This window comes from Kiloniella sp. (genome assembly GCF_965205715.1).
In the GTDB taxonomy this organism is placed as follows: Bacteria; Pseudomonadota; Alphaproteobacteria; order Kiloniellales; family Kiloniellaceae; genus Kiloniella.
The window spans coordinates 286,826-311,438 of the sequence record NZ_CBDBHW010000001.1 but is presented as its reverse complement, the minus strand read 5'-3'; the positions used below and the strand labels follow the sequence as shown (position 1 = coordinate 311,438).

Here is a 24,613-nt window from a genome sequence, read left to right as displayed (position 1 = left end):
ATTTAGGATTTCAAATAGAGCATAGATTGATTATCTGGAATGGATGATTGTCTAATTTTGAGTTTGAAGTATTCGGTATCCTTGATGCCTCTGGCTCGCTTACGGATCATTCCTATACTGACATTACCAGCCTCTATCCTGGCGCTTGTGAGCTTGTGTTTGGCGTAGTTGCAGATGCCCACACAATGTTTCCGTAGGGATTTCGCGAACTTTTTTAGATAGAGCATCTGTGACTGATCTGCTATCAGGCACCAACGTTCCAGTTGCTCCGCCATCGCCTCAAATGAAGCGGCACTCCACAGCAGCTGAAGCTGTTCTTTCAAGACGTAAAGTGCATTCAGGTTGCTATTGCTCTCCAGCAACCTTTGCAGCTTGTCACTTTGTTTTTCACTCAACTTATCCGCATTTTTGAGCAACAGATAATGTGTCCCTTTCATCAACTCTTTACCACTTGGATCGGCCTTTCTGAACTCAAGTCGACGCTGATTATGGATAGCTTTGCTGTAGTTTTTCATGACGTGGAAACGGTCAAATACTATGTCGGCCAACGGCAAGGACTCTCTGACAGCCTTTTGGTAGGCAGGCCCCATATCCATCGCTACGGCCTTTATTTTGCAGGCTGTATCTGGTTGCAGTTGTTTCAAAAACCTTGAAAAAACCTCGGCAGTTCGGCCTGCTTCAACCCAGATCAGATGACCGCCAACCATATCGTAGACCACCGTCATGTAGTCATGACCTTTCGCCCGGGCAACTTCATCTACACCAATATATTCCAAGCCAGTTAGCTCTGCAGGATCAAGCGTAGGGAGAGTTTCAATAAGGTATGCCCTGTCGATATTCTTGACCGTTTCCCATCGTATATCCAAATGTCTGGAAACCGCTTGAATAGACATATGCCGACATAATCCACTGATCAGTCGGCAAAATCGGTGAGTGAAACGGCACCCTTTATCAACAAAATCACACCCCTCAATGCGGCGTTCGCCCTTGTTAATATAAACCTGCGCCAGCTCAATCTCGACCACACAAGGATACCCAAAAAGGGGGATGTCGTTTACTTGTCGGCGGACATGCTGGTTGATGCTTCCCTTCTGGCCTGTAGCAGGGTCTATAGCCCTCCTACGCGCGTCTCGGCTGCAGTGAATGACAATCTTAACACCGCCGTCATCCAGTTTAATTTCATTTACACGTTGCCCTTTGAGGCCTAAAATATGCTGCGAGATGTTGATTGTCATATACCTGCTCTATGTAAAGTTATCAGAAACCATACATATCAACAGGTTACTTGGCGGTCGGCATCTTTTTCTACTCAACAAAGCGGAGAAGAGCCTAGAAAACCAAGAGATTGCCAAACCCCGTCTCGAAAAAGTGGGGAAACAACTACGTGATGAAATGGGAGCAAAGAGTGTCATTTTGGGTTGTGCAGGAATGGCTGCCTATCGAAACTGGTTACAAGACACACTCGACATTCCGGTCATTGACCCCTGCCGTGCTGCCGTATCAATGGCCATAGGTACAATGGGAACACTCCGTATTTAAAGAACATCTAGATAAGACAATAAAGAAATTAAGGAGCAAAAAAAATGGATTTTGGGATTGCTGGTCGTAAAGCGATCATCTGCGCGTCGTCAAAAGGTTTAGGAAAAGCCTGCGCCATGGAATTGGCGAAAGAAGGCGTTGAAGTCACCATCAATGGCCGTACCGCAGAAACGGTAGAACCACCGCTCAAGAAATTCGCAACGCAACTGGTGTAGATGTTAAAGCTATCGCCTGTGATGTAACCACGGAAGAAGGTCGCGAGAAATTACTGGCGGCTTGTTCTGCACCTGACATTCTCATCAACAACGCGGGCGGCCCTCCTCCAGGTAATTTCCGAGATTGGGATGGGGAAACATGGCACAATGCGGTCGAAGCCAACATGGTCACCCCGATCCTTCTCATCAAAGCAGTGGTTGACGGCATGATCGATCGCAAGTTTGGCCGAATTGTTAATATTACGTCCGGCGCGGTAAAAGCCCCGATCCCCATCCTCGGCCTCTCCAATGGCGCGCGTTCTGGATTAACAGGATTTGTTGCAGGCCTCGCCCGTGAGATCGCGGCAAACAACGTTACTTGTAACAACCTCTTACCCGGGCCGTTTGAAACCGATCGCTTGACCTCTACCCTACAGGCTGCCGCTAAGAAAAACGGTACGACCTTGGAGCAAGAATGGGCGAACCGTCAGGCGACCAACCCAAGCAAACGCTTTGGAAAGCCCGATGAGTTCGGTGCGGCTTGTGCATTCCTTTGCAGTAATCGTGCGGGCTTCATCACGGGTCAGAATTGGCTGCTAGATGGTGGTGCTTACCCAGGAACGTTCTAAAATCAGCATATGAAAAGGCTTAGTCTTCTTTTGAGCTAAGCCTTTTTTCAAGCTCTTCCTGAATACCCTTCAACTCCTCAAGGGCCTCTTTTATATGCGCGGTATCCGGGATTGAAACACTGACGTGAGCCCCATCATGCCTAAGAGGCTCATGGATATCATCGCTAAAACCATTTTCCCGGGTAGAATTCAAATTATAGGTCCCAATTGGTCTTAAAAAGCCTTTAGGCGTGATATCTCCTACATGAGTGCAATCTGCTTTCTCACGAATTAGTGTATAGGTTGATTAGCTGATCATTATCGTATCAGGCTCAGTCGTGGTCTGAAGCCTTGCAGCTAGATTTACAGGACTTCCCAGAACCGTATATTCCAACCGATGGTCCGAACCAAAGTTAAATGACCCCCGGCAAAGCCGGGGGCTTAAGCGGGTGAGCCCCTTAAAGGGGCAAATTGGGAACCGCTAAAGCGGTTATGGATTGAATATATCCATTTGGTCAAAGTACTTATCACGCTCTTCTTGCGTTCTGATATACTCCCTCACCATCTGTTCATCGAGCCCTACAGTTGAGACGAAATATCCACGGGCCCAAAAATTTTCACCCTTGAAATTCCGTGCTTTATTTTTGAATTTTCGAGCTATGGCAATCGCGCTTTTTCCTTTTAGGTATCCAACGACTTTTGAAACAGCATGTTTGGGCGGTATGCTGATACACATGTGAATGTGATCCGGCATCAAATGGCCCTCCTCAATCTTACTTTCGCGATGCCCGGCCAGTTCATGGAAAATTTCACCAAGATACTGACGTAGGTTGCCATAGATAACTTTTTTCCTGCGTTTAGGGATGAAAACCACGTGGTATTTACAATCCCATCTCGTATGTGCAAGGCTTTTGTAATCTCTCATCGGCTAATTCCTTTGTTATTTTGGTCAATAAACAAAGAAATGTAAGACCGTGGGAACGGTCAAACCATTGAGAGTCCCCCGGCATAGCCGGGGGTTTACCGGATTAAATTACCAACAGTACAATAGCCTGTGTTGATCCCCATTCTGACCTTCAATGGTTTGGCAATCCCGTTCTCGTGCCAGACGTCGTGCAGTTCTTCTACCTTTTTTTGCATCCGCAAAGCCATATTCGCACAGTTAAGCGCATCTTGCTGCTCCCCCTGGGTTTCAGGATCACCAAAAAAGACCAATATGGCATCACCAATAAACTTATCGATGGTCCCACCATATTCAATGGCGATATCTGACATCTCACTCAGGTAGCGATTTATAATGAAGGCCAATTTCTCAGGCTCCATACCATCGCTAATTTCAGTAAAGCCCACGATGTCAGAAAAGAATACCGTTAAATTTTTACGGGCAAAGCTGGGCTTTGTTTCGTTACGATCCGAAAAAATACTATCGTAAATCTGGGGCGATAAGTATTTGGCTAATCTGGTTGCCAAGCGCTCTAGCTGATAAGTTTTTTCTTCGATAATTTCGTGATCTCTAATTTTCTCTTCCAGCAGAACTTCACGTTCTTTGCGTAATTCGTATTCCTGGGTCCGATCAACGAATTGCCCCTGAACTCCATTGAGATAAGAAAAGCTATCGTCATTTGTATGGGTTGCTAAAAGCGAGAAGACCCGCTCCTTACCCTCAATATGGATTTCAATATGCGGAATTAACACCCGAGTGTTTTCCTCAAGCTTATCAGAGAAGGTGCTGATTATCTCCTCATTGTTCAGCGACAATAACCTTGGCCGGTTGCGACAACCACCTTGGCCGGTGGATCTGATCATTAAAAAGGGCGTGCCCGTTTGATAATCAGATCCACCGGCCAAGGCTTAATTTGGTGTTAGTTACAAGCTGCTGTGAGTTGATAAATTAGGAACCTCTAGATGTAATTGGAGGAACCTGTTTGCCGTATAAATTTATCACAGATGAACAACTGAGACTTTACATGACAGATAGAAAAACTCATGGTCAACGAACCGCCGCTGCCCGCGCAGGGTTTAGCGAACGCACGGCCCGCCGATTTGACGTTGATGCGACTTTACCGTCACAACGCAATATAAAGCGAGGGCGAACAGTTTCTGATCCGCTTGAAGATATCTGGGATAAGGACATCCTTCCCATTTTGGATAAAGACAACTCGGTCAAACCCATTACTTTGTTGCGCCACATACAGAGCCTCTATCCGCTCCGTTTTCCCGATGACCGTGTCAAGCGCACGTTAGAGCGCCGAGTTCGGGGATGGCGGGCTCTGAATGGCCCTGAAAAGGATATCATTTTCAGGCAAACACCTGAGCCGGGTTACATGGGCCAATCAGATTTCACGGATGCAGCCGACTTAAGTATTACCATTGCAGGAGATCCTTTGGTGCATCGGCTCTATCATTTTGTTCTGGTATATAGCCGATGGGAACATGTTGGGGTCGTACTTGGCGGTGAGAGTTTTACAGCCCTTGCGGAGAACTTACAAAATGCGCTTTGGTCCTTGGGGGGCGCTCCTGAAAACCACCGGACCGACAGCCTGTCTGCGGCCTTTCGGAATTTGAGCGTTGAGGAAAAGGAGGACATTACCAAACGTTATTCTGCTTTTGTTGAGCACTACGGTATGGAGGCCAGTCGAAATAACAGAGGGGAATCACACGAGAACGGTGCCATTGAATCTCACCACGGTCACCTTAAGACTGCGATAAAGCAGGCCCTGATTTTGCGTGGCAGTAATGACTTTGACACTTTGGATGAGTATCGGCGATTTTTGGACGAGCTGATTGCTAGACGGAACAAACATCGTGACCAAGATATCCAAACAGAGTTGAAATCTCTCAAGGCGTTACCTCCTCGGCGAACAACAGATTACACTGAAGTCGTGTCGAGAGTTACCAAAACAAGTGGTTTTTTAGTTAAGCAGGTTTTTTATAGCGCCCCTTCTCGCCTAATTGGTCAACGCTTGCGTGTCCATATTTACGATAACCGGATAGAAGCCTATCTAGGCAGCACTCATGTCGTCAGCCATTCTCGTGAGCGGGGGCACGGCAAAGGCCCCCGCATTCATGTTATCAATTATCATCACGTCATTCATGCTCTCAAACGTAAACCTCAGGCACTCGCCAATTCTATTTATCGTGACAGTATTTTTCCAAGAACCGAGTACTCCCTGGCCTGGACATTGTTTCAGAAAAAGTTGTCCCGCAGAGATGCGTGTCGTCAGATGGTTGGGATACTTTTCCTTGCGCACGAAGAGGCTTGTGAGGCCGAAGTCGCGCACCTGATTTCGAGAGAAATCAATGCAGGAAGGCTACCTTGCGCAAAAAAACTTAAGCTGAATATCACAAAAAAGAACACGGATTTACCTCCTGATATTCCCGTGGTTCAACCTTCATTATCAGTCTTTGATACTCTGTTGGAGGATCGGGCATGACAAACATTGAAGTGGATCAGCACAAGCTGCCTCTTATGCTAACTGACTTACGATTACCCAGCTTTCACAAACACTGGCAAGATATCGCAATCCAATCCGACAAGGAGGGCTGGTCAGCAGCCAGGTTCCTTGCCGTTTTGGCCGAATATGAATTGGCCGAAAGGGACACGCGACGCATTCAACGCCATCTCAACGCATCAAACCTGCTGGGCGGAAAAACTCTGGCCACTTTTAACTTCAAGCGGCTGCCTAACGTGAAAAAGGCGCAGGTCGAAGCCTTGTCTGCCGGTGACTGGATTGACGCAAGAGCAAATCTGATTGCCATTGGAAATTCAGGGGGAGGAAAAACTGGCTCTTCTCCGCTTTGTTGAGTAGAAAAAGATGCCGACCGCCAAGTAACCTGTTGATATGTATGGTTTCTGATAACTTTACATAGAGCAGGTATATGACAATCAACATCTCGCAGCATATTTTAGGCCTCAAAGGGCAACGTGTAAATGAAATTAAACTGGATGACGGCGGTGTTAAGATTGTCATTCACTGCAGCCGAGACGCGCGTAGGAGGGCTATAGACCCTGCTACAGGCCAGAAGGGAAGCATCAACCAGCATGTCCGCCGACAAGTAAACGACATCCCCCTTTTTGGGTATCCTTGTGTGGTCGAGATTGAGCTGGCGCAGGTTTATATTAACAAGGGCGAACGCCGCATTGAGGGGTGTGATTTTGTTGATAAAGGGTGCCGTTTCACTCACCGATTTTGCCGACTGATCAGTGGATTATGTCGGCATATGTCTATTCAAGCGGTTTCCAGACATTTGGATATACGATGGGAAACGGTCAAGAATATCGACAGGGCATACCTTATTGAAACTCTCCCTACGCTTGATCCTGCAGAGCTAACTGGCTTGGAATATATTGGTGTAGATGAAGTTGCCCGGGCGAAAGGTCATGACTACATGACGGTGGTCTACGATATGGTTGGCGGTCATCTGATCTGGGTTGAAGCAGGCCGAACTGCCGAGGTTTTTTCAAGGTTTTTGAAACAACTGCAACCAGATACAGCCTGCAAAATAAAGGCCGTAGCGATGGATATGGGGCCTGCCTACCAAAAGGCTGTCAGAGAGTCCTTGCCGTTGGCCGACATAGTATTTGACCGTTTCCACGTCATGAAAAACTACAGCAAAGCTATCCATAATCAGCGTCGACTTGAGTTCAGAAAGGCCGATCCAAGTGGTAAAGAGTTGATGAAAGGGACACATTATCTGTTGCTCAAAAATGCGGATAAGTTGAGTGAAAAACAAAGTGACAAGCTGCAAAGGTTGCTGGAGAGCAATAGCAACCTGAATGCACTTTACGTCTTGAAAGAACAGCTTCAGCTGCTGTGGAGTGCCGCTTCATTTGAGGCGATGGCGGAGCAACTGGAACGTTGGTGCCTGATAGCAGATCAGTCACAGATGCTCTATCTAAAAAAGTTCGCGAAATCCCTACGGAAACATTGTGTGGGCATCTGCAACTACGCCAAACACAAGCTCACAAGCGCCAGGATAGAGGCTGGTAATGTCAGTATAGGAATGATCCGTAAGCGAGCCAGAGGCATCAAGGATACCGAATACTTCAAACTCAAAATTAGACAATCATCCATTCCAGATAATCAATCTATGCTCTATTTGAAATCCTAAATCTACTCAACAAAGCGGAGAAGTGCCGAAAAACTCATCTCCTATGCGCCGTAGGTTATGCTCTTATAGAGGCTGGATACCGTGTGCTCTATACGCAAACCAGTGATCTGGTGCAAAAACTCCAGGCTGCCAGACGTGAACTTATGCTCGAAAACGCCCTCGCAAAACTCGATAAATTTGATCTCATCATTCTCGATGATATTACCTATGCACAAAGGGATATATCTGAAACATCCGTGCTCTTTGAATTGATCGCCAGACGATATGAGTACCGAAGTATTGCAATTGCTGCCAATCAACCTTTTAGCGGATGGGACAATATTTTTCAAGATAAGGCCATGACCGTTGCAGCAATCGATCGTCTTGTTCACCACTCAACCATTCTTGAGATGAATATCGACAGCTACAGACAATGGGAAGCCGCCCAAAATCTCAAAAAAATGTTGCGGAAAACCACAAACAAAAAGGTGAAAAATATGCCTGAAGCATCGTAAATAAACGTCAGATCACAGCCGCATCAAAAGCGGCCAAGGTGGTTGACGCAACCGGACAAAGTGGTTGACGCTCTACACCTCATCAACTCCCAACTGCTTCAAAACGTCTGGAAAATAGGCATTCGAAACATTGCCCAGAATTGGAAAAAAATCTTTAAAATTATTATTTACCTTTAATATATGGAGACCTCTATCTGCATAAAACGCAGCGGTAATCGCATTTCTGAAATTGAAGAAGCTAATGTCGAGAATATTCTGGCGATTAAAGAGCTCTTCTATATTCATAAACGAATTCCTATTGTCAGCTTCAAAATCAAATAAATTTGTTACTTACGCATCCAAGAAGAGTGTTGATCCGACAGACTTTTGAAAGTCCCATCGCTATACATATCCCTGATCGCAGCATTTATCTCAGGCAGGTATTCAGCCTTATTCTTATGTAATCGGATACTTGCTTGGACTTCGTGATGCAGAGGACCAAAAGTTAAATTTAACTTACTTTGCCGCGAGTGAAAAGCAGCCGCCCTTCTTTGAAATATTCCAACATCCACACGACCTGAAGAGATACCTTGTAAAAGAGGAAGAACACTCTCGTGATCAACACGAGATCCAAAGTTCTCTTCCCCCTTGTAACTATACCCACGAATAGTGCCGACCTCTTTATCCTTTAGAGATTCCATAGAGGAAATTGGAAAGGCTTGGTGAGGCGGGAAAATAAAAATGTCCTGTATCTGGAGCACAGGATCAGAGAATAGCTGTATAGCAATCTCTTCAGGGCGGGTACGCCACCCCTCAATGATACAGCACTCAATAACGTATTGACCTTTGACAAACCCTTTGCGGCGCTCAGAAGCACCAACGACTTCTATTTTAATATCGACATCAATGCGCCTGCCGACCTCACGAACGATATCAATGATCAATCCAACATGCTTGCCATCTTGCGTATAAGTTAGGGGAGGTCGGTCATCTTTGGGTATCCCGAGAACCCATTGCTCTGCATAGGAAACCGTGGAAAAGAAAATAGAGATTAGAAATAAAAGTGTAAGGGACATAACGCTGACAATAGAAGTCAGTGGTCGACAAATTCCCGTATTTACACTTTGCTGCATAGCCGCGGCCAATCCCATAAATTCGGGCCAAGTTTTCCTAGGAAGAGGCTAAGGCAGAAGCACTTTATAAATAGTTAGCAATCATTTTTAATTCACATTACTGCAGAATGATAAACCATTGTCCCTAGAGATAACTATCAGCAGTTGCCTGGATACGCTTGACCATGGCATGCAAACCATTGGCTCTATTAGGGCTGAGGTGTTGTGAAAATTCAAGCTGGTTTAAAATACCCTCAATATCAGTATTCTTAATTTCTTGAGCTGTTTTACCTGAGAATATCATCAACAAGACTGCAACTAGCCCCCGCACGATATGGGCGTCACTATCGGCGATGAAGGTCATGCGGCTCGAGGCACTATCATCAACATGGCAAACCAACCACACCTGGCTGGTACACCCTTGAACCCGAGAGGCTTCCGTTTTCAGTGAATCATCCATAACAGGAAGTTTACGACCAAGGTCAATGATATAACGATAACGATCTTCCCAATCTTCCAGAAATTCAAAGTTCTCGATCAGCTCTTCGATCGCACCGGAAGTTACAGTCTCAGTCATTTCTATGGTTCACCTTCGTATCGGATCTTAATCTTCGCTGCTGATCTTTATTTTCGGATCAAAAACTCGCGCCCTACTTTGACACGCGCAACACCGTCATATTCGACGATATCAGCAGTAGCGTATGTCTCAGACCAGCTACTAGGTAGATAACTACCCGTGCCGACAACATCAAGGGGTGCCTCTGCTTCTGCCATCAATCGGCATTTAGCTGGGCTAAAACCGGACGAAGCCACGATCTTCACTTTATCAAAGCCTTCGTTATCCAAGGCTTCACGCATGGTCCAAATTGCTGCGGCTGAAACCCCGGGCCCCACCAGATACCGCAGCTCTTCTTCATTGCGGTATCCCCGGATTGCTCTTGGCACATTACGCTCAAGAACAGCATAGGAACTCGGAGGATCCAAAGTTTCGATAAAACGGCTACCCGGCGTATCCATTCTAACAGATAGAAGGCCTTGCGCAGCCCGTTTAGGAAACCGACGACAAACTGTGAGCGCATCGGTAATTTCACGAGCAAAATAATCGATGAGTACCGTCATCGGGTCGCCTGGAAATGTTTCGTCAAACATTTCAGCCGCACGCAAGGTTGATCCCGCATAGCCAATTAGAGCATGAGGCATCGTACCGAGGCCGCCTTCTTGCCCAAAATAATGTGCTGTTGCGTCCGTGGCATTACCAATAAACCCAACGGCGTTATTTTTCCGCTTGGCACGATCCGCACCAACTGACGCTGCATAGGCCATGATTTCGGCCATATCCGTTCCCGCACAATGGCGTGCATCCATAGCAAGGAAGGCGACAGAATGCAGATCAGAACACATGGTAAAAGCGTTATAGGCTGCGACACAGGCCGGGCCTAAACGTTGAAGCAATAGGGTCTCGAGATCAACAAGATGACGTAGAGAGCCGGTTAGATACATAATTGGCTCACCTGCCCCGACCCAACGACCTTCCGCGTAGCGAAGATAAATTTTAAGGTCGAAATCTCGCTTACGCGCCATTTCCTCTAACCACTTGATAACAAGACCAGGAGCCGAAACCACCGGACGTCTCATAAAAACCGCATAAGTAACTGTTTGGTCGCCAAATTTCTCAACGACTTTCTTGCTGCGATTAAAGTAATGATCTGTCCAGGCTGTAATATCCTGGTCTTCAACAGGCCAGAGGGAGGATCTCTCCTCCCTCTGGTGTTTTACCTGCTGACTATTATCTCGGGTAGAGTCAGACATAGTGCTTTTCCTGTATTCGTCAGAAATTAGATGCCTGAGCGACAGGAGACGATGCCCGGCTTTCCCGTTCTTCTTTAAGCTGCTCTGCAATCAAGAAGGCCAACTCAAGTGCCTGACTGGCATTGAGGCGTGGATCACAATAAGTGTGGTAACGAGCAGAAAGATCTTCATCGGTAATGGCCTGAGCCCCACCGATACATTCTGTCACGTCTTTACCAGTCATCTCGAAGTGTACACCACCAGCGTAAGTACCCTCAGCTTTATGTACAGCAAAGAAGTTACGAACTTCACCGAGTACCCGATCAAATGGACGGGTTTTATAACCAGAAGAAGATTTGATGGTATTGCCATGCATTGGATCACAAGACCAAACAACTTTTTTACCTTCGCGCTCAACCGCACGAATAAGAGCTGGTAAATGGTCTTGAACCTTGTCTTCGCCCATACGAACGATAAGGGTCAGGCGACCAGCATCGTTATTTGGGTTGAGGCGATCAATCAGTTTCAACAGATCATCAGGGTCAGAAGTCGGTCCACACTTCATACCGATTGGATTGTGAATACCACGCATGAACTCAACGTGAGCCTCATCAATATGACGGGTACGATCACCAATCCACAACATATGAGCAGAACAGTCATACCAGTCACCGGTCAAGCTATCGACACGAGTCAACGATTGCTCGTAATTCAGCAAGAGTGCTTCGTGACTTGTGTAAAAGTCAGTCTCGCTCAACTGTGGAACACGTGCTTCTGTCAAGCCACAAGCTTCCATGAAGCCAATGGCTTCTTCGATGCGACTTGCCATTTTTTCGTAGCGCTCTGACTGAGCAGAATTACGAACAAAATCATGGTTCCATTCGTGAACCTTGCGCAGGTTCGCAAAACCACCCTGAGCAAAAGCACGTAATAGGTTCAGTGTAGAAGCAGACTGATGGTAGGCCTTAATCAGGCGCTCTGGATCAGGAATACGTTCTTCAGGTGTGAAACCAATACCATTGATGATATCACCGCGGTAACTTGGTAGTTCAACACCATCGATGGTCTCCGTACCTGCAGAACGAGGCTTGGCAAATTGACCAGCCATACGGCCAACTTTAACGATTGGGCAAGCAGCACCAAAAGTCAAAGCCACAGCCATTTGCAGCATTACTTTGAAAGTATCGCGGATATTATCGGGATGAAACTCTGCAAAAGCCTCGGCACAATCGCCCCCCTGAAGGAGGAACGCACGGCCTTCTGCCACTTCGCCAAGTTGTTTACGTAGTCTTCGTGCCTCGCCTGCAAAAACCAGTGGCGGTTGGCCCGCCAAGGTTTTTTCCACAGAATCTACAACAGCAGAATCTGGGTATTCGGGCACTTGCCGAATATCCTTGGCGCGCCAGGAATCAGGTGTCCATTTCGCGCTCATTTTAATACCTCAATTACAAAACATAATTATACGTCAGACAGTTTTAATCACCTTTTCTGTCCATTACCAGCAGAAAGCTTTGTTAAACTTATATATTCATCTGAATGACATACCCCAAGCAGCTCAAGAATGTTCACATTTACATAATAATCATCCCATTTCACACAACAAACAGGTCATAAGATAAAGATAGCTCCCTAATTGATATCGATTCGCAACAATGTTTAATGTGAGGTTTGATCGACGGATTGTTTAGCTTTATAAGCAAACAAATATTAATTTTGATTTCCCGACGATAATGAGAAAATTGCATGAGCAAGAAACAAATCAGCAGGTTCCTGAGAATTATCATTCCCCTCGCCCTGCTTCTTTATTTCATCCCAATACTAACCGTTGCTTTTATTGCAATGGGACTTCTAGATCTATCAAGACATAGTAAGATCACGCCAAAGCTTGCCAAGAAATATTTTACAGGTAATGGCTTGCTCACTTGGGCGCTCTCGCCGGTCAATTTATTCCTTGATCTGATTTCTCGCAGAAATAAATATGTCTATAAATTAGATGATTTCCCAGACCAGCACCGCGCAGAAATACAGAACGTCCTGACGATCTTTGATGAAGGAAAAGAAGAGATCATAAGCAACATTCGCGCTCAATTAGAGGGCAAAAGTCGCGGCATGCTTTTCTACAAATGGTACGGTAAGAACACCAATACGGCGATCCCAGCCTTCAACAAAGAATTCAAATATATTAAAACAATAGGTGTCTCTGTTTTTAACAAGAAGAAATCGACTTCTCTTCACTTTGGCCCTTTGAGACTTACGCTCCGGGTTTTATACAACCTCACCCCGATTAAAAGCGACAACATCTTCATCGAAGTCGATGGCAAGAAACACTTCTGGCACGATGATCCCCTCTTCATTTTTGATGACACCCTGCAACACCAATCCATCAATGAAGAAGATCATGAACGTTATTGCGTTTTTGTCGATGTCCTCAGACCTTCGTACTTTACCGGTTTCCAAAACATCTTCATGAAAGTGATGCAAGTTGTCTTCCTTAAGATAAACGGCATTTTTTATAAAAACTGGGCTGTTTTGAAATAAGTCACCAGGCAAAAACAATAAAAAAAGGCTGCGAAATTTCGCAGCCTTTTCTGGTTATGAGACCTAATTCTGGTTATGAGACCTAAATTTTACTTACTTTACAACTGGCTCACGCATCGTAACGAATTCTTCGGCCGCTGTTGGATGAATGCCAACGGTCGCATCGAACATATCCTTGGTTGCACCCGCTTTAATGGCCACAGCGAAACCCTGAACAATTTCAGGCGAATCAGCGCCGACCATATGCAGCCCAACAACCTTCTTGCCGTGCTTTTCGACGATCAGCTTCATCAGGGCTTTTTCATCACGACCTGACAAGGTGTGCTTCATTGGCCGGAAACTTGATTGATAGACATCAATGTCGCCATAACGATCAATCGCCTGCTCTTCGGTTAAGCCAACAGTACAGACCGGGGGATGACTGAATACCGCTGTTGCAATGTTGTGGTGGTCCATGGCACGCGGCGTATGTTTAAAGGCGGTATCAACAAAAGCCATGGCTTCTTGAATAGCAACAGGGGTCAAATTAACCCGATCCGTTACATCACCAACCGCATATATATTTTTCGCCGTGGTTAAAGAAAACTCATCGACTTTAATTGCGCCTTTGGCATTCAGCTCTACGCCTGCTTTTTCAAGTCCGAGCCCCTCGACGTTCGGCTTACGTCCCGTTGCCGCAAAAACAGCATCAACCTCAACTGTTCGACCATCGGAGTAAGTCACGAGAAGACCGGTTTCGACCTTTTCAATTCCTTCAATAGTCAGGTTGAGCTCAAGAGTAATGCCCTTTTTCTCCATTTCAGCGCCTAGGAATTCACGGACATCCCGATCGAACCCACGGAGCAGTGCATCACCACGATAAACTTGAGTGACCTCGGATCCAAGACCATTGAAGATGCCGGCAAATTCAACAGCAATGTACCCGCCGCCATAAACCACAACACGCTTAGGAAGTTCATCAAGATGAAAGGCTTCGTTAGAGCTGATTGCATGCTCCCATCCTGCGCCGTCAGGAAAGACAACGTGCCCACCTGGTGCGAGTAGAACTTTATTCGCCGTATATGTTTGATCACCTACACGTACAGTATGACGATCTTCCAAAACAGCCCGCCCGTCATAACGGGTAACATTCGCGCTCTTTAAGATAGATTTGTAAATATCTTCGAGGCGATCAATCTCTTTGTCTTTGTTTGAAATCAAGGTCTTCCAGTTAAATGAAGTTTCCCCAACAGACCAACCAAAGCCTACACCGTCTTCAAATTCTTCATGAAAATGACTGGCATAAGAGAACAGTTTTTTCGGGACGCAACCACGAATAACACAGGTACCGCCATAACGATATTCTTCGGCCAACGCCACACGTGCACCAGTCGCAGCTGCCATACGGGCACCGCGAACACCACCGGACCCTCCACCGATTACAAATAAATCGTAATCGTATTGAACATCGTCATCATGATAGGTCGGCATCGAACTGAGCTCCTAAAGAAAATAAAAATAGTTGTGCAACAATATCTAAGCCAGACCAAATGGAAATTAAAGAACGGAATTTAAAGGGCCTAATTTTTCCTGGTAAGATTTTGGCAAAAGACACCTGCAACAAATCACGCTAAACACTTAATCTCATTGAGTTATGACAAATTACACAAAATCGTGAGCAGCCAAACTCCAAAAGGCTTTATATAAAGAAGTCAGTAAAACTTATAAAAAAAGAGCGACATATGAACCTCAAACCGACCTTCTTCACTCTGCTTGTATTAATGAGTTTGCCTGACATTGCTCAAAGTGCCGAGCAAAAACTAAACGGTGACGAAATACGCAGTTACCTCAATGACAAGGTTGTTGTTCATCGCCAAAACGGAAAAACAGAGTTTCGTCAAAGCTTTAAAATTGATGGAACAACCCTCTACCAAGCAAAAGGACGCAATGCTGAGCAAGGAAAATGGTCAGTACAAGGAAACCAATACTGCTCTCAATGGGGCCCTTTTGGCTGGACTTGTTACGACATGACTGCTGAAGGAGATCTCATAACCTGGATCGCCAAGGAAGGAACGCGTTTTCCTGGAAAAATCATCCAAAAATAGCATTCCTTCATGACATATGGTGCTTGTACTTTTTAACCCTACAACTTTACCAAAACCTTACCTTGATTGGTTCCGGCAAGAAGGCTCTCAAGACCGGCAGGCGCCTGCCCCAACCCCTCATAAATCTCTTCGCTGAAATTTAATTTTCCGGCTTTATAGAGAGGCAATAATCCCTCTACAGCTTCTGACAATCTATGCATGTGGTCGAAAATAAGGAACCCCTGCATTCTCGCCCGCTTAACCAGCAGAGTTCGCGCAACGCGTGGCCCACTGAGGTGCGCAGGGGAAATCCCGATTACACCGCACACCGTCATCCGCGCACCAACATTGAAGAAACTCATTACGCTATCGGATATCGGCCCGCTAACATTATCAAAATAAACATCTACCCCATTCGGACATACTGCAGCCAATTCAGTAGAGAGATCTTCACATGTTTTGTAATTAATAACCGCATCATACCCGAACTCTTCAAGACAACGGGTTGCTTTTTCATCACTTCCAGTAATCCCGATGATGCGACACCCACGAGCTTTTGCTATCTGACCGACCATCGACCCAACAGCACCAGCAGCCGTTGAAACTACAACCGTTTCCCCTGCTTGGGGATTCCCTATCTCGGTCAAGCCGAACCAAGCCGTAGCACCCGTCATACCAAGAACATGAAGGTTGGCTGAAAGGGGGGCGTCATTTGGGTCGACTTTTCGCTCCACATCTGCCCCATCGCTTATGGCGATCTCTTGCCAGCCAAAGCGACCGTACACGGTCTCTCCAACCTTAAAATCAGGATTTTTACTGTCAATAACTTCGCCTACGGCAAAACTCCGCATGACGTCCCCAAGAGCGACTGGCGGAATATAATTGGGCATATCCATAACCCAGCCACGCATGGCAGGGTCCACAGAGAGATACTGATTGCGAACCAAAAATTGTCCATCACGCAGCGATGGAACTTGCTCTTCAATAAGTTGGAAGATATCGGCCGAAACAGTAGGGTCCGGACGTTTTGCCAATATAAGCTTATGATTTTTCATGGCTTTCCCTTTTTATTCACAAAACACCCAGAATCGTAAATCTCGGCTACTTTTGTATTTTTATGCACTTACAGACTCGCTTCAATCTTCCAAGCCCATATTGATGTATTTAATTTCGAGAAATTCTTGAATGCCATACTTTCCTCCCTCGCGCCCTATGCCAGATTCTTTTATTCCGCCAAAAGGCGTTGCCTCAGAAGAAAGCGTACCGCTGTTTGCCCCAACCATACCGTATTCCAAAGCATCTGAAACACGCCATACCCGCCCGACATCCCGGGAGAAAAAGTAAGCCGCAAGGCCATATCGAGTGGAATTCGCCAGTTCAACGGCTTCATCTTCACTCTCAAAACGATAAAGCGGCGCTACAGGGCCAAATATCTCCTTATGGAACACCTGCATATTTTGGGTAACACCAGTTAGGACAGTTGGCGTATAAAAAAGCTCTCCAATGTCCAGAGGAGCCCCTCCGACGAGAGCTTTTGCCCCCTTGTTAAGCGCATCTTTAACCAGACCATCGACTTTATCAATGGCACGGTCATCAATGAGAGGACCAAGAGTGACATTCTCATTATCCCCAGGGCCAACCTTCATTTGTTTCGCTGCCTGAGCGAGTTTTCCGGCGAACTCTTCGTAAACACCACTTTGAACCATAATACGATTAGCGCAGACACAGGTCTGTCCTGAATTCCGGAATTTACTTGCCATGACGTGGCGTACCGCGAGATCCAGATTTGCATCATCAAACACAATAAAAGGTGCATTACCTCCAAGCTCCATGGAGACCTGTTTAACGGTAAGTGCGCACTTTTCCATCAAAACTTTACCGACAACTGTAGAGCCCGTGAAAGACAACTTCCGAACCGCAGGATTCGCCGTCATTTCATCCCCAATTTCACCCGCTTTGCCCGTAACGATATTCAACACACCATCAGGTAGGCCCGCCCTTTGTGCCAAAGCCGCCAAGGCCAAAGCCGAATAGGGTGTTTGAGGAGCTGGTTTGATAACCACAGTACAGCCAGCTGCAAGAGCAGGAGAGCATTTACGAGCGATCATCTGAGCGGGAAAATTCCAGGGCGTAATCGCGGCGACCACCCCAATTGGCTGTCTTATGGTCAGCAGTTGCTGGTTTTTGTTTCCTGCAGGAATTGTTTCCCCATATGTCCGCTTGGCTTCTTCAGCAAACCACTCGATATAACCTGCCGATGACGTAATTTCACCTCTTGATTCGGCCAGGGGTTTGCCTTGTTCCGCCGTCATTATTTGAGCAAGATCTTCTTTGTGCTCAATGATCAAATTGCACCAGTGCCTTAATATTGTAGCGCGCTCTTTGGCAAGCAACTTTTTCCATCCGACAAGGGCACGTTCAGCACACTCTATCGCCCGACGGGTCTCAACCGCCCCCATCCACGGCATTTGCCCGAGAACATCATTAGTTGCCGGATTATGAACGGGAACATGGCGCCCCGAATCAGCATCTACCCAGTTACCATCGATAATAGCCTGTTGCCGAAATAGGGAGCTATCTCTGAGGGTGAGAGACATAAAACAGATTCCTGAGTGCAATTACATATCAAAACTGAAGCTAAAAGAAACCTTCAGAAAGACACGACATAAAAGTATTAGTGAACGCTATCCAAGCTACAGGGATCCTACAAGGCGCTTTTAAGTATTTTTACCTTTGTAAGGGAACAATTTTTCATCAGCAATAAAGGGCATAAAACCTCATCAGGTTTCTAACCCATCTCAATGAGCCCCCCCTATACACTGCTCTTAAAGACCAAATAATTACGCACACAAAACAATAATGGTAATTTTTAGGCAAAAAAATAACCACACTCCCAAGATGTATTTTACGCAATACGCCCACAGAACCCCATACCAACACATTGAAATTACTTAGTAATAAAAACACGCTTCATTAACGCTTTAATCCTGTAGTTATCTATTTTTCAATTTCAATACCCCCGAAGAGGTATAGATTATACTTAAAGATAATTGCTAACTCTCCGAAGCTAATTTCAAAAATGGCGCGATATAACTCAATTAATCGCTTATCCAACGGAGATCTAAGTAAATGAAAAAAATGTTGCTTGCGAGCTCGGCACTTGTTGCTGGAGTTTCTTTTATAACGACGGCATCAGCGGAAGAAACTCAAATTAAGTGGTCAGCTTATACAGAGTTTAATGTGTCTTCTACAGGCGTTGAAGGTGATGTTGCTGGTGGAGACACAAACGGTGGGTTGGATTTTAATACAAACTCAGAAATCCATTTAAACGCTTCTCAAACTGCTGATAACGGCCTTACTTATGGTCTTCATGTACAGCTTGAAACTGATCAGAGCTCAGATAATAACACTGACGAAAATCACATTTTTGTAGAAGGCGATTTTGGTAAAGTCGAACTTGGTGATCAAGATTCAGCAGGTGACCGCATGATGGTTTCTGGAACTTCAGTCGGTTTTGAATACGGTATGTTCGGTAACTATACTGGTGGCCTATCTGCATTGGAAAATGATGGCTCGCTGGGTCGTACTGCCGCAGACTTCAGTGATACTTCTGACGCGACCAAGATAACTTATTTCACCCCAACATATAATGGTTTCAAAGCCGGTGTATCTTTTGTCCCCGATAGTGATTCAGGACAAACCATTAGTGCAGATAGCACGAGCATCGAAAACCATTTCGATGGCGGACTTAATTACTCAGGATCATTCAACGACTTCTCTATTGATGCCGCATTAATCGGTGCTACTCACGAAGTTCCGTCTTCCGGGTCCTCTGATAATACTTATTACGCTGTTGGTGGCGGCCTGATGGTTGGCTATGCAGGGTTTAAAGCTGCAGTAGGTGCTATTCATGAAGACACAGAAGATACCAGCGAAATGGATACTGTTGACGTTGGTCTATCATACAGCACTGGTCCTTGGGGATTCTCCGTTGGTGCAGCTTGGTCTGAATTTGATGGAGACAATGGAATCAACAATGAAAGCATCGCCTATTCAGCTGGCGTTGGTTATGAAATTGCCCCCGGGTTGAATACCTGGGTTGGCGCAACTGCCGGTGACTACGAAGGTGGTGTCGAAGAATTTACGGGCTCTTCTCCGCTTTGTTGAGTAGAAAAAGATGCCGACCGCCAAGTAACCTGTTGATATGTATGGTTTCTGATAACTTTACATAGAGCAGGTATATGACAATCAACATCTCGCAGCATATTTTAGGCCTCAAAGGGCAACGTGTAAATGAAATTAAACTGGATGACGGCGGTGTTAAGATTGTCATTCACTGCAGCCGAGACGCGCGTAGGAGGGCTATAGACCCTGCTACAGGCCAGAAGGGAAGCATCAACCAGCATGTCCGCCGACAAGTAAACGACATCCCCCTTTTTGGGTATCCTTGTGTGGTCGAGATTGAGCTGGCGCAGGTTTATATTAACAAGGGCGAACGCCGCATTGAGGGGTGTGATTTTGTTGATAAAGGGTGCCGTTTCACTCACCGATTTTGCCGACTGATCAGTGGATTATGTCGGCATATGTCTATTCAAGCGGTTTCCAGACATTTGGATATACGATGGGAAACGGTCAAGAATATCGACAGGGCATACCTTATTGAAACTCTCCCTACGCTTGATCCTGCAGAGCTAACTGGCTTGGAATATATTGGTGTAGATGAAGTTGCCCGGGCGAAAGGTCATGACTACATGACGGTGGTCTACGATATGGTTGGCGGTCATCTGATCTGGGTTGAAGCAGGCCGAACTGCCGAGGTTTTTTCAAGGTTTTTGAAACAACTGCAACCAGATACAGCCTGCAAAATAAAGGCCGTAGCGATGGATATGGGGCCTGCCTACCAAAAGGCTGTCAGAGAGTCCTTGCCGTTGGCCGACATAGTATTTGACCGTTTCCACGTCATGAAAAACTACAGCAAAGCTATCCATAATCAGCGTCGACTTGAGTTCAGAAAGGCCGATCCAAGTGGTAAAGAGTTGATGAAAGGGACACATTATCTGTTGCTCAAAAATGCGGATAAGTTGAGTGAAAAACAAAGTGACAAGCTGCAAAGGTTGCTGGAGAGCAATAGCAACCTGAATGCACTTTACGTCTTGAAAGAACAGCTTCAGCTGCTGTGGAGTGCCGCTTCATTTGAGGCGATGGCGGAGCAACTGGAACGTTGGTGCCTGATAGCAGATCAGTCACAGATGCTCTATCTAAAAAAGTTCGCGAAATCCCTACGGAAACATTGTGTGGGCATCTGCAACTACGCCAAACACAAGCTCACAAGCGCCAGGATAGAGGCTGGTAATGTCAGTATAGGAATGATCCGTAAGCGAGCCAGAGGCATCAAGGATACCGAATACTTCAAACTCAAAATTAGACAATCATCCATTCCAGATAATCAATCTATGCTCTATTTGAAATCCTAAATCTACTCAACAAAGCGGAGAAGTGCCAAAATAATTTTAATTACAGATGAAAAGACCTGCCCTCCGCATATTATCGATAACTTAAACATGAATGCGATTTATTCTATAAACAAGCCAATTGACGGGCTGGTCAACCTAATGAACTCGTTATTTTCTGCAGAATCTTTATTGGAAAACAAAGAACCGCATCACCTGGAATATTCTTTTTCTCAATTCCAGCTCACCTACAAAGAAAATCAAATCTTTGCGTTATTGAAAAAGGGGATGAGTAATAAAGAGATTGCGAATACCACGAGAAAATCTGAGGGAACAGTCAAGGTTCAGTTAAAATCGATATACAAAAAGCTAAATATACATAGCAGGACAGAAGCTATGAGTCTTTAAAACTGTTGCCTCGCTATATCGCTATTTTTAGAGCTCAGTAGCTTAACTGGCTCTTTCAATTAAAAACTCGTGAAACTCATCTAAGAGCACATTTTGAGTTCTTGTTTTCCGTCGCGTTATATCGACAGTTATCTTAATTGGTTTCGATTCAGGAAAAATTTTCACAACCTCATTTTCACTCAATTTTTCTTCGAGTTTAAAGCTATCGTAAAACCCTATGCCAGCTCCTTTTCTGATCAAGCTATGCATTGTTTCGGTTTCTTTAACTGTCACTAGCTTTGATACGCTATCAAGTTGCTTAGCTACATGGTTCTGCTTGTTGATTTTAAGCCAAACTCTAAAGTCAGAAAGACGTTTTGAAGCCCCAATAATTTCAAGATCAATTATATCTTCATAAGTTTTTATGGGCGGCAATGTATTTAGGTAACTTGCAGACGCGACGAGTGATCTTTCAAAAGTATAAAAAGAATGGGTTTCAAAAAAACTTGGTTGTTTGAGGATAATCGTCAGACCAACATCAACATCGTTGTTCAAGAGGCTACCTTCAAGTTCGTCATGACCAAGCTCTAAGATCTCAAGACGTACTTTTGGGTGTAGCTTTTTAAATTCATGAACAATGTCAGGTATTAAATATGTTGTTAACTCGAACTGAACACCCAAACGAATTGTGCCTTCTAAGTTCTGTCGATGATTGCGTAAGCAATCGACCACAGCATCAATTTCCTTAATTCGCTCTTGGGCATATTCAAATAAGCACTTACCCTCTTTTGTTAAATATATTTTTGAATTTTTTCGTTCAAACAATACGAGTTCCGTATCTTCTTCGATGTCTTTTAATTGCGCGCTTATTGCAGGTTGCGTCCGATAAAGTCGCTCCGCAGCCTTAGTGATAGAGCCCTCATCAGCCACGACTGTGAAGGTTCTTAACTTATTCAAATCAACCATTCTACTGTCTTATTCCAAGTGACTTTTGTTTATTGTAAATAAAATCAAACAAAATTTTAGATGGAGCACATCAACTATCCGTATCTACGAATTAGGGCAGATACATTCTCCTAGAATAAAGTGGGTGCTCGTGCTTAAAATTCAATAGAGAGCAGATGTTCTTCTGCCTTATTCAAGACAGAAATTTTGGCTAATTCGGGTCGGTTTGAGAGCTCCCCTATGTAACGCTTAAAACCATTCAGTGATGACAGAGACAAAACATAAAAATTCATCAAAAATGTAAGAAAGTTTACATTCCAGACAAATAGAAATATATTATCCAAAGAAAATACCTTAACAATATGAGTAAATTTCGTGGCTGATCAAAACCGTTTAGGCGTTAACAATCGTCAAGATCAGATAATTGATCTGGTCCGCGAAAGAGGGTTTGCCTCGATTGAGATGCTCGCTGACAAGTTTGGTGTGTCGCAACAAACTGTTCGACGGGATATTATCTATTTAAGTGAGAAAAATTTACTACAACGCCACTTTGGTGGCGCGGGTCTTCCCGCAGGGATTGATGGGCTAGCATATCCCAATCGCAAAGTGAGGAATGCACAGGAAAAGGCTAGAATCGGGAAAGAAATTGCAAAAAACATTCCCAACGGCTCGTCCTTATTTATCGATATTGGCACAACGATGGAAGCTGTTGCCGAAGCTTTGGTAAATCACGAGGGATTACGAATTCTAACCAACCATATTGGTGTTGTTTCAATACTTTGCGAAAAAACAGATTTTGAAATAATTCTCCCTGGAGGGCTTGTCCGCAACAAAGACAGAGCCATTGCAGGCGAGACCACGACCGAGTTTTTAAAAAGCTTTCGCGTTGGTTATGGCATCTTTGGAATCGGCACAATAACTGACGATGGTCAGTTATTGGATTACGATTACCGAGATGCTCAAGCCTCAAGAGCAGCCCTTGAAATATCGCGCTACAAGTTTGCTGCAGCTGACCATTCCAAATTCAATGCTGATGCAATGATGCCTTTTGCACAAGCGTCAGAGGTTGACGGAATTTTCACTGATAAAAAGCCCCCACAAACGATTATCGACGCCATAAAAAAGTCCAATACTGAACTCCATATCGCAACTTAACTCCTGAAATTCCGCACATTTTTTTGGTACTGTCTCAGAATTTTGAGGCTGAATAACTAAATTTATAAATGTAAGTTTGTTTACATTAGTGTAATTTTATGTACACAATAGTTACATATTTCGCCCCTATACAGGCAGCATGTTTTCGCAACAGAGCCGCTGCAAAGACAAAAAAACCGAAAGGCTAAAGTAATTATGTCGGCCATAGAACTACAAGATATTAGTAAAAAGTGGGGCGACACCACAGCCGTCAGCGGCGTATCCTTCAAGGTTGAAGAAGGTACTTTCGCCGTATTGCTTGGACCTTCGGGATGCGGAAAATCCACATCCTTACGGATGATATCTGGCTTGGAAGATATCAGCGCAGGTGAATTGACCATTGGCGGGGTGGATATGACTTCTGCACCTCCAGCTGATCGAAACCTCTCAATGGTTTTCCAAAATTACGCTCTTTTTCCACATCTCAGTGTTGAAGAGAACATTCTTTTTGGCCTCAAGGTTCGAAAAACACCAAAAGCAGTTCAACAACAACGCTTGGGCAGAGTAGCTGAGCAAGTCGGCCTCCATAACTTGCTCGATAGAAAACCGGCTCAACTCTCTGGTGGCCAGCGCCAACGGGTTGCTTTGGCACGTGCCATCATCGCTGAAAATCCGATCTGTTTGATGGATGAGCCACTTTCCAATCTGGATGCAAAATTACGTCACGTTATGCGCGTTGAAATCCGCGCCCTACAACAACGTTTGAAAATGACAGTGATTTACGTCACCCATGACCAAGCAGAGGCCATGAGTATGGCGGATAAAGTCATCCTCATGCGAGAGGGCCGGATTGAGCAAGAAGGTACTCCAGACGAACTCTACAACAAACCAGCGACCACTTTTTCTGCTGCCTTTATAGGCACCCCTCCTATGAACCTGATTGATAGCGTCAAGGGCGAGATAAGCTCCCCCCTTCTCACCTGTTCTTCCGATGATTTCCTCGTTGGGGTTCGTCCAGAGGACATCAAACTCTCAGATAGTACAGGTCTGGATGCAGAACTTATTTCGGCCGATTACCTCGGGGCTGACACCGTGGTTACAGCTAAAGTAAATCAGCAGGAAATACTCGTAAGAACCCCTGGAAGAGTGACGATAACAAAGCCAACCCTCACGAAATTGAGCTGGTCAAAAGAGGACGTTCACATTTTTGAACGTTCAACAGGCAAACGAATTGATGGAATTCAGGCACTCGACATCTAGTGCCTTGTAA

General features: G+C 45.2%; 27 protein-coding genes. 14 read left to right on the top strand and 13 right to left on the bottom strand.

Annotated features, from left to right (window positions below; translation table 11 throughout):
* Positions 1 to 2: 2 nt before the first annotated feature.
* Entirely contained in the window at positions 3 to 1,235 is a 1,233-nt protein-coding gene (locus tag ACOGW3_RS01570) for an ISL3 family transposase (protein WP_419901077.1), read from the bottom strand.
* Between ACOGW3_RS01570 and ACOGW3_RS01565 the strand changes: the two genes are divergently transcribed.
* From ACOGW3_RS01565 to ACOGW3_RS01555, 3 genes are read left to right on the top strand one after another with little or no spacing between them, the layout of a single operon-like run.
* The gene (locus ACOGW3_RS01565) at positions 1,222 to 1,539 is read left to right on the top strand and encodes an aspartate/glutamate racemase family protein (RefSeq protein WP_419901341.1); all 318 of its coding nucleotides are present in this window, start codon (positions 1,222 to 1,224) and stop codon (positions 1,537 to 1,539) included. The two genes, ACOGW3_RS01570 and ACOGW3_RS01565, sit on opposite strands and share 14 nt — an antisense overlap.
* A gap of 44 nt (positions 1,540 to 1,583) precedes the next feature.
* Entirely contained in the window at positions 1,584 to 1,754 is a 171-nt protein-coding gene (locus tag ACOGW3_RS01560) for a hypothetical protein (protein WP_419901340.1), read from the top strand.
* The gene (locus ACOGW3_RS01555; protein ID WP_419901447.1) at positions 1,733 to 2,362 is read left to right on the top strand and encodes an SDR family oxidoreductase; all 630 of its coding nucleotides are present in this window, start codon (positions 1,733 to 1,735) and stop codon (positions 2,360 to 2,362) included. Before ACOGW3_RS01560 ends, ACOGW3_RS01555 begins: the two co-directional genes overlap by 22 nt.
* Positions 2,363 to 2,381: 19 nt before the next feature.
* Here the strand turns inward: ACOGW3_RS01555 and ACOGW3_RS01550 are convergent, their stop codons facing one another.
* The 3 genes from ACOGW3_RS01550 to ACOGW3_RS01540 form a co-directional block, all read right to left on the bottom strand.
* The gene (locus ACOGW3_RS01550) at positions 2,382 to 2,555 is read right to left on the bottom strand and encodes a hypothetical protein (RefSeq protein WP_419901339.1); all 174 of its coding nucleotides are present in this window, start codon (positions 2,553 to 2,555) and stop codon (positions 2,382 to 2,384) included.
* A 276-nt stretch (positions 2,556 to 2,831) separates the two neighbouring features.
* Positions 2,832 to 3,266, bottom strand: coding sequence for an IS200/IS605 family transposase (gene tnpA, locus ACOGW3_RS01545; protein WP_419901075.1), 435 nt, complete (start codon positions 3,264 to 3,266; stop codon positions 2,832 to 2,834).
* Between the two features lie 95 nt (positions 3,267 to 3,361).
* The gene (locus ACOGW3_RS01540) at positions 3,362 to 4,036 is read right to left on the bottom strand and encodes an adenylate/guanylate cyclase domain-containing protein (protein ID WP_419901338.1); all 675 of its coding nucleotides are present in this window, start codon (positions 4,034 to 4,036) and stop codon (positions 3,362 to 3,364) included.
* A gap of 230 nt (positions 4,037 to 4,266) precedes the next feature.
* Here ACOGW3_RS01540 and istA point away from each other — a divergent pair, with 230 nt between their 5' ends.
* From istA to ACOGW3_RS01520, 4 genes are all read left to right on the top strand, one after another.
* Positions 4,267 to 5,775 (top strand): IS21 family transposase, encoded by a 1,509-nt coding sequence (istA, locus tag ACOGW3_RS01535; RefSeq protein WP_419901087.1) that lies wholly within the window; start codon positions 4,267 to 4,269, stop codon positions 5,773 to 5,775.
* The gene (locus ACOGW3_RS01530) at positions 5,772 to 6,146 is read left to right on the top strand and encodes an ATP-binding protein (protein ID WP_419901337.1); all 375 of its coding nucleotides are present in this window, start codon (positions 5,772 to 5,774) and stop codon (positions 6,144 to 6,146) included. Before istA ends, ACOGW3_RS01530 begins: the two co-directional genes overlap by 4 nt.
* Positions 6,147 to 6,220: 74 nt before the next feature.
* Positions 6,221 to 7,453, top strand: a complete 1,233-nt coding sequence (locus ACOGW3_RS01525) for an ISL3 family transposase (RefSeq protein ID WP_419901077.1) — start codon at positions 6,221 to 6,223, stop codon at positions 7,451 to 7,453.
* Positions 7,429 to 7,947 carry an ATP-binding protein gene (locus ACOGW3_RS01520; RefSeq protein WP_419901446.1) on the top strand — a complete coding sequence of 173 codons (519 nt, stop codon included), beginning with the start codon at positions 7,429 to 7,431 and terminating at the stop codon, positions 7,945 to 7,947. Before ACOGW3_RS01525 ends, ACOGW3_RS01520 begins: the two co-directional genes overlap by 25 nt.
* Before the next feature lie 72 nt (positions 7,948 to 8,019).
* Here the strand turns inward: ACOGW3_RS01520 and ACOGW3_RS01515 are convergent, their stop codons facing one another.
* The 5 genes from ACOGW3_RS01515 to ACOGW3_RS01495 form a co-directional block, all read right to left on the bottom strand.
* The gene (locus ACOGW3_RS01515; RefSeq protein ID WP_419901336.1) at positions 8,020 to 8,232 is read right to left on the bottom strand and encodes a hypothetical protein; all 213 of its coding nucleotides are present in this window, start codon (positions 8,230 to 8,232) and stop codon (positions 8,020 to 8,022) included.
* Between the two features lie 41 nt (positions 8,233 to 8,273).
* Positions 8,274 to 9,059, bottom strand: a complete 786-nt coding sequence (locus ACOGW3_RS01510; RefSeq protein WP_419901335.1) for a substrate-binding periplasmic protein — start codon at positions 9,057 to 9,059, stop codon at positions 8,274 to 8,276.
* Positions 9,060 to 9,183: 124 nt separating this feature from the next.
* On the bottom strand, positions 9,184 to 9,615 hold the full coding sequence (locus ACOGW3_RS01505; RefSeq protein WP_419901334.1) for a SufE family protein: 432 nt from the start codon (positions 9,613 to 9,615) through the stop codon (positions 9,184 to 9,186).
* 47 nt (positions 9,616 to 9,662) lie between these two features.
* On the bottom strand, positions 9,663 to 10,847 hold the full coding sequence (locus ACOGW3_RS01500; protein ID WP_419901333.1) for a nicotinate phosphoribosyltransferase: 1,185 nt from the start codon (positions 10,845 to 10,847) through the stop codon (positions 9,663 to 9,665).
* A 19-nt stretch (positions 10,848 to 10,866) separates the two neighbouring features.
* Positions 10,867 to 12,258: a class II 3-deoxy-7-phosphoheptulonate synthase gene (locus ACOGW3_RS01495; RefSeq protein ID WP_419901332.1), complete on the bottom strand. Its 1,392-nt coding sequence runs from the start codon at positions 12,256 to 12,258 to the stop codon at positions 10,867 to 10,869.
* 311 nt (positions 12,259 to 12,569) lie between these two features.
* On the opposite strand from ACOGW3_RS01495, the gene ACOGW3_RS01490 reads away from it, so the two are divergent.
* The gene (locus ACOGW3_RS01490; protein ID WP_419901331.1) at positions 12,570 to 13,364 is read left to right on the top strand and encodes an aspartyl/asparaginyl beta-hydroxylase domain-containing protein; all 795 of its coding nucleotides are present in this window, start codon (positions 12,570 to 12,572) and stop codon (positions 13,362 to 13,364) included.
* A gap of 93 nt (positions 13,365 to 13,457) precedes the next feature.
* Here ACOGW3_RS01490 and gor read toward each other — a convergent pair whose 3' ends face one another.
* Positions 13,458 to 14,834, bottom strand: a complete 1,377-nt coding sequence (gene gor, locus ACOGW3_RS01485; protein ID WP_419901330.1) for a glutathione-disulfide reductase — start codon at positions 14,832 to 14,834, stop codon at positions 13,458 to 13,460.
* Positions 14,835 to 15,085: 251 nt separating this feature from the next.
* On the opposite strand from gor, the gene ACOGW3_RS01480 reads away from it, so the two are divergent.
* The gene (locus ACOGW3_RS01480; protein WP_419901329.1) at positions 15,086 to 15,448 is read left to right on the top strand and encodes a hypothetical protein; all 363 of its coding nucleotides are present in this window, start codon (positions 15,086 to 15,088) and stop codon (positions 15,446 to 15,448) included.
* A 38-nt stretch (positions 15,449 to 15,486) separates the two neighbouring features.
* On the opposite strand, the gene ACOGW3_RS01475 is transcribed toward ACOGW3_RS01480, so the two are convergent.
* Entirely contained in the window at positions 15,487 to 16,482 is a 996-nt protein-coding gene (locus tag ACOGW3_RS01475; RefSeq protein ID WP_419901328.1) for an NADP-dependent oxidoreductase, read from the bottom strand.
* Positions 16,483 to 16,563: 81 nt separating this feature from the next.
* Positions 16,564 to 18,024, bottom strand: coding sequence for an NAD-dependent succinate-semialdehyde dehydrogenase (locus ACOGW3_RS01470; protein WP_419901327.1), 1,461 nt, complete (start codon positions 18,022 to 18,024; stop codon positions 16,564 to 16,566).
* 532 nt (positions 18,025 to 18,556) lie between these two features.
* Between ACOGW3_RS01470 and ACOGW3_RS01465 the strand changes: the two genes are divergently transcribed.
* From ACOGW3_RS01465 to ACOGW3_RS01455, 3 genes are all read left to right on the top strand, one after another.
* On the top strand, positions 18,557 to 19,594 hold the full coding sequence (locus ACOGW3_RS01465; RefSeq protein WP_419901326.1) for a porin: 1,038 nt from the start codon (positions 18,557 to 18,559) through the stop codon (positions 19,592 to 19,594).
* Positions 19,595 to 19,668: 74 nt separating this feature from the next.
* The gene (locus ACOGW3_RS01460) at positions 19,669 to 20,901 is read left to right on the top strand and encodes an ISL3 family transposase (protein ID WP_419901077.1); all 1,233 of its coding nucleotides are present in this window, start codon (positions 19,669 to 19,671) and stop codon (positions 20,899 to 20,901) included.
* Between the two features lie 138 nt (positions 20,902 to 21,039).
* A complete protein-coding gene (locus ACOGW3_RS01455) occupies positions 21,040 to 21,285 on the top strand; it encodes a helix-turn-helix transcriptional regulator (RefSeq protein ID WP_419901325.1) in 246 nt (81 codons plus the stop codon).
* A gap of 42 nt (positions 21,286 to 21,327) precedes the next feature.
* On the opposite strand, the gene ACOGW3_RS01450 is transcribed toward ACOGW3_RS01455, so the two are convergent.
* Complete coding sequence (locus ACOGW3_RS01450) at positions 21,328 to 22,230, bottom strand: LysR family transcriptional regulator (RefSeq protein WP_419901324.1); 903 nt, start codon at positions 22,228 to 22,230, stop codon at positions 21,328 to 21,330.
* 354 nt (positions 22,231 to 22,584) lie between these two features.
* Here ACOGW3_RS01450 and ACOGW3_RS01445 point away from each other — a divergent pair, with 354 nt between their 5' ends.
* Both ACOGW3_RS01445 and ACOGW3_RS01440 read left to right on the top strand, forming a co-directional pair.
* Complete coding sequence (locus tag ACOGW3_RS01445) at positions 22,585 to 23,364, top strand: DeoR/GlpR family DNA-binding transcription regulator (RefSeq protein ID WP_419901323.1); 780 nt, start codon at positions 22,585 to 22,587, stop codon at positions 23,362 to 23,364.
* A 195-nt stretch (positions 23,365 to 23,559) separates the two neighbouring features.
* Positions 23,560 to 24,603, top strand: a complete 1,044-nt coding sequence (locus ACOGW3_RS01440) for an ABC transporter ATP-binding protein (RefSeq protein WP_419901322.1) — start codon at positions 23,560 to 23,562, stop codon at positions 24,601 to 24,603.
* Positions 24,604 to 24,613: the final 10 nt, after the last annotated feature.

Bases quoted from the DNA above. Each gene is read 5' to 3' on its own strand.
- ACOGW3_RS01565 (WP_419901341.1), top strand. From the start codon at position 1,222: ATGTTGATTGTCATATACCTGCTCTATGTAAAGTTATCAGAAACCATA.
- ACOGW3_RS01570 (WP_419901077.1), bottom strand. From the start codon at position 1,235: ATGACAATCAACATCTCGCAGCATATTTTAGGCCTCAAAGGGCAACGT.
- ACOGW3_RS01560 (WP_419901340.1), top strand. From the start codon at position 1,584: ATGGATTTTGGGATTGCTGGTCGTAAAGCGATCATCTGCGCGTCGTCA.
- tnpA (WP_419901075.1), bottom strand. From the start codon at position 3,266: ATGAGAGATTACAAAAGCCTTGCACATACGAGATGGGATTGTAAATAC.
- ACOGW3_RS01530 (WP_419901337.1), top strand. From the start codon at position 5,772: ATGACAAACATTGAAGTGGATCAGCACAAGCTGCCTCTTATGCTAACT.
- ACOGW3_RS01525 (WP_419901077.1), top strand. From the start codon at position 6,221: ATGACAATCAACATCTCGCAGCATATTTTAGGCCTCAAAGGGCAACGT.
- ACOGW3_RS01515 (WP_419901336.1), bottom strand. From the start codon at position 8,232: ATGAATATAGAAGAGCTCTTTAATCGCCAGAATATTCTCGACATTAGC.
- ACOGW3_RS01510 (WP_419901335.1), bottom strand. From the start codon at position 9,059: ATGCAGCAAAGTGTAAATACGGGAATTTGTCGACCACTGACTTCTATT.
- ACOGW3_RS01505 (WP_419901334.1), bottom strand. From the start codon at position 9,615: ATGACTGAGACTGTAACTTCCGGTGCGATCGAAGAGCTGATCGAGAAC.
- ACOGW3_RS01500 (WP_419901333.1), bottom strand. From the start codon at position 10,847: ATGTCTGACTCTACCCGAGATAATAGTCAGCAGGTAAAACACCAGAGG.
- ACOGW3_RS01495 (WP_419901332.1), bottom strand. From the start codon at position 12,258: ATGAGCGCGAAATGGACACCTGATTCCTGGCGCGCCAAGGATATTCGG.
- ACOGW3_RS01490 (WP_419901331.1), top strand. From the start codon at position 12,570: ATGAGCAAGAAACAAATCAGCAGGTTCCTGAGAATTATCATTCCCCTC.
- gor (WP_419901330.1), bottom strand. From the start codon at position 14,834: ATGCCGACCTATCATGATGACGATGTTCAATACGATTACGATTTATTT.
- ACOGW3_RS01480 (WP_419901329.1), top strand. From the start codon at position 15,086: ATGAACCTCAAACCGACCTTCTTCACTCTGCTTGTATTAATGAGTTTG.
- ACOGW3_RS01475 (WP_419901328.1), bottom strand. From the start codon at position 16,482: ATGAAAAATCATAAGCTTATATTGGCAAAACGTCCGGACCCTACTGTT.
- ACOGW3_RS01470 (WP_419901327.1), bottom strand. From the start codon at position 18,024: ATGTCTCTCACCCTCAGAGATAGCTCCCTATTTCGGCAACAGGCTATT.
- ACOGW3_RS01465 (WP_419901326.1), top strand. From the start codon at position 18,557: ATGAAAAAAATGTTGCTTGCGAGCTCGGCACTTGTTGCTGGAGTTTCT.
- ACOGW3_RS01460 (WP_419901077.1), top strand. From the start codon at position 19,669: ATGACAATCAACATCTCGCAGCATATTTTAGGCCTCAAAGGGCAACGT.
- ACOGW3_RS01455 (WP_419901325.1), top strand. From the start codon at position 21,040: ATGAACTCGTTATTTTCTGCAGAATCTTTATTGGAAAACAAAGAACCG.
- ACOGW3_RS01450 (WP_419901324.1), bottom strand. From the start codon at position 22,230: ATGGTTGATTTGAATAAGTTAAGAACCTTCACAGTCGTGGCTGATGAG.
- ACOGW3_RS01440 (WP_419901322.1), top strand. From the start codon at position 23,560: ATGTCGGCCATAGAACTACAAGATATTAGTAAAAAGTGGGGCGACACC.